The 3,748-nt window shown below is 55.0% G+C and carries 4 protein-coding genes; 3 read left to right on the top strand and 1 reads right to left on the bottom strand.

Features of this window, described 5'->3' with window-relative positions; translation table 11 throughout:
• Positions 1-218: hypothetical protein (locus B2T33_RS18425; protein WP_286792835.1), on the bottom strand; the 218-nt coding region annotated here is incomplete at its 3' end.
• 335 nt (positions 219-553) lie between these two features.
• On the opposite strand from B2T33_RS18425, the gene B2T33_RS18420 reads away from it, so the two are divergent.
• The 3 genes from B2T33_RS18420 to B2T33_RS18410 all read left to right on the top strand — a co-directional run.
• Positions 554-1,660, top strand: a complete 1,107-nt coding sequence (locus tag B2T33_RS18420; RefSeq protein ID WP_197146084.1) for a hypothetical protein — start codon at positions 554-556, stop codon at positions 1,658-1,660.
• 55 nt (positions 1,661-1,715) lie between these two features.
• On the top strand, positions 1,716-2,828 hold the full coding sequence (locus B2T33_RS18415) for a hypothetical protein (protein ID WP_197146085.1): 1,113 nt from the start codon (positions 1,716-1,718) through the stop codon (positions 2,826-2,828).
• A gap of 258 nt (positions 2,829-3,086) precedes the next feature.
• A partial coding sequence (locus tag B2T33_RS18410) for a peptidylprolyl isomerase (RefSeq protein ID WP_286792834.1) occupies positions 3,087-3,748 on the top strand: 662 nt, incomplete at its 3' end.

The following is a 3,748-nucleotide window of genomic DNA, read 5'->3' as shown; positions in this document are numbered from 1 at the left end:
TCGCGGATGGTGGCAAAGGTATCAGGAAGGATGTCGGTCAGAGTCTCGCCGTTCTTGAGACGTTCGCGCAGCCAATCGGTCCTGGCGCGCAGTTCGTCATCAGTAAGCTTTTCGACTTCGGGTTCCAGGGCATTGATTTGCTCGACCGTGGCCCGCAGGGCTTTGACTTCACGATCGTTAGCTGAACCGAAAATTTTCCGGGCAATAGCGCCGAGCATTAATACGTTCCTGAACAAATAAATTAAGACACAATGAGGCCCGACAGAAAGCGGAGCCCGATCACAGATAGAACCCTGCCTGCCATCTGTCAACGGAACGAGCCAATATCGCTAATGTTGGGCTGAAAATTACCGGTTTTCGCCGCGGTCCCCGGACACATCCGGACGGTTTCACGTTTTCGTTTTTGGCGGTTGATCCCTTCTTGCTTGAGAAATGCGAGAAATCGGCGTACCATTCGCCTAATAGTTTTAAACCCTAACAGAGCATGTAGCTCGTTTTGGCACGCAGGGTTGCCCCGAAAGCGCTGCCAAATCACGTCCTCAGGAGGAGGATTATGGTCGATTTCTCAGCGCTTAATCCATTTCGTCAGGGCCAATCCGCCCTTCAGGATGCGCGTCAGCCCATTTCAAAAAGTAATCCCGATGCCGGTAACAGTGCTGCACAGGCGCGAACTGATGCGCGCGATCAGGTTGATCCGGTTGCGTTGTCAGACGATGCGCTTGCCGCACATAATGACAGCCAAAAGCTTGCCCCGGCGGCTGGAAAATCGCTGTCGAACAAGTCCCTGACAACCGAAGAACTGTTTGAACGCGCACTTGATGCGTCGCTTGAGATGATTCGCGGCAGTGTGCAGGAAATGTTCGCGCTTTCGGGCATGTCCGAAGAAGATGCGATTGCTGCAACGGATGCCATGTTCAATGGTATTCGCGATGCTGCCAGCGGGCAGGACCAATTCGAGTTTTCCTTTGATCAGGCGATCGCCAGCCACAGCAAAACCGCCATTTCATATGCCGGGGCCAATGGTGCCGCGGTTGGCGTATCGGAATCCGCCATGATGGCGGTCCAGTCGCTTGATATCAGCATCAACAACGAAACCGGCGAGTTCTCGTTTAATTACGAGGCTGCCAAGATCGAAGTTGTAAAGACCCAAGCCATCGCAATTGGCAACAGTGCCGGTGCCGCCCTTGGCGCACTTGGCGCGGTTATGGATGGACTGGGTGGCGGGTCGCTTGTGGATATGCTGGGCAACCCGGCCAGTGCCGAGAATGGCGGACTTCTGTTTGATATCAATGACAACGGAGTCGCTGAATTTATTCGTGAACTGATGAACGCAACAGTCGGTTCTGATGATACGTCCGAAGAGGGCGACTCAGCCGGTGCTGCGCAGACCAATGGTCAGGCGCTTGCGGCTGAACGGATGGCGGCCCTGAATGCCCAGATCACTGAACAGTTCATGGAACAGGCAACCCTGATCGTACGCAGCATCAATCAGCCGGTTGACGGTACTGGCGAGGGTGCCGGTCCGCTTCAGCTGACCGTTGATATGATGATGCCGATGGGCCTCTTTGGTCAGGATGATGGCAAGGCCACCTTCACGTTCCCGAATGGTGAAACCGTGCCCGTCACTGACCCGACACAGGAACAGGATGTTCTGATTTAACTGCGACGGGATGTCGTGACCGGCATCCCGCAGCCCTTCAGGAAGGAGGTGCTGTATGTTTGATTCCTCAACACTATCCAATCCGACCGCCGCCCAGAATGCCGCGGCCCTTGCCGCGTCACGTGCCGCGGCAAATGGTGCCGTCAATTCGGATGCCGATGGAAATCAAGATGGCGAACTGTCCCAGCAACGCGCCATCATCGACCAGATTGATCTCAGCATCGAGGCCAACCAGCGCATCGAACAAGCAATGGGGTCGTTCCAGCATCCCGTTCTGGAATTCGAGACCAATGTGCTTGAAATCTATAAGGGGCTAAAACCCGCATTAGATGATGCACAGACGCGCCTGAACCGCGAGGCTTTCATCGTTCTTGCCATGATGGGCATTCCGCCAGCCAAGGCGCGCGCGATGGCCAATGCCATGACGGGTGGTGATCCGGGTGATCTGAAACTTGCCAATACCAGTGGCAACGGCGGCGCTGACTCCGTTCATGATCTGGCGGTCAGCATGTCGCACGGCAAGGCCAAGGTTAATCTTGGGCAGGTGTCGGTTAGTTCCCGCCAGGTACAGATCGATTTCTCATCGATTGAAACCCGGTTTGCCAAGACCGCCGGGAAAATCGATATTTCCGTCTCCGAGTTCAAGGCCCATATCGAAATGATCCGGGTTGAAATCGCCCAAGCGTTTCAGAAGGATCCACTGATCCTTGATCTGGATGGCAATGGCATCGACATCACCAGTCTTGAAGATGGCGCAAAGTTTGACATTGATGGTGATGGATCGCTTGATCAAACCGCCTGGGTCAGCGGCGGGGATGCGCTGTTGGCACTTGATCGCAATGGTGATGGTGAAATCAACGATGGCACCGAACTGTTTGGCGATCAAAACGGTGCCAAAGACGGCTTTGCCGAACTGGCCAAATATGACGACAACCAGGATGGCGTGATTGACGAAAGTGATGCGGTGTTCAGCTCGCTCGTTTTGCTACGTGCCGATGGAAGCCAGAGCAGCTTGGCAAGCGAGGGGATCAAATCGATCTCGCTGACCCTGATCACACCATTGGATGAACGGCTGATCGGCGGGGATCTGGTGGCCAAATCGGGTTTCACCCGCACAGACGGGTCACAAGGCATGGTCGGTGAAGTGCTGTTTGACGTTCGGGCCTGAACAGTCCCAACCGTGTCAAAATTTCACATAATTGTCGTCCGAGCATTGCCCGCCTTGCGGGTGATGCGCGCGTCAGCGCAAAGATACACATCACAACATGCTGACACGCAAATTTAGCTTCTTCACATTTTAGACAGAAAGCTTTGCCAAAAGGTGCGACATCCACGGCGAAGCCTTGTGCAGGCACAACTTATGTGTTTTACCCGTGGGCAGAGGCATTGGGCATAAGCCCATCTGAAATCAAAGTCTGGAGAAACTATGCTGCGCAAATCCCTTCTTGCTGCTTCCCTGGCAACCGTCATTTTCGCATCCCCTGCCATGGCACAGGACGCTGCACCGGCAGAAGACCCGGTGCTGGCGACGGTCAATGGTGAGGACATTCTTGAATCAGAAGTCCGCGCAACCCAGCAGGGCCTGCCGCAACAGTATCGCCAGCTCCCGTTTGACATGCTTAAGGCCGACCTTCTGACCCGCGAAATCAATCAGCGCCTGCTGATGGATGCCGGTAGCGAAGCCGGTCTGGCTGATGACGAGGAAGTCAAAGCACAGATCGCAGCCCTTGAGCGCCGCCTGATCGCGGAAACCTATCTGGATCGTGCGCTCAGTGATGCGATCACCGATGATGCGATCGAAGCAAAATACGAAGAATTCATTAAAACCAACGAGCCGGAGCCGCAGGTCCACGCCCGCCACATCCTGCTTGAAAGCGAAGAAGACGCAAAAGCCATCATCGCAGAACTTGACGATGGTGCCGACTTCGTCGAACTCGCCAAAGAAAAATCGACCGGCCCGTCCGGCCCGAACGGTGGTGATCTTGGCTTCTTTAACCGTGGCGACATGGTTGCACCGTTTGCCGAGGCAGCCTTTGCCATGGAACCGGGCACCTATTCGAGCGAGCCGGTTCAGACCCAGTTCGGCTG

The sequence above is a fragment of the Thalassospira sp. UBA4513 genome (genome assembly GCF_002388495.1).
GTDB classification, from domain to species: domain Bacteria; phylum Pseudomonadota; class Alphaproteobacteria; order Rhodospirillales; family Thalassospiraceae; genus Thalassospira; species Thalassospira tepidiphila.
Note: the sequence above shows the minus strand (reverse complement) of the source record. Positions and strands in the feature narration are given on the sequence as shown.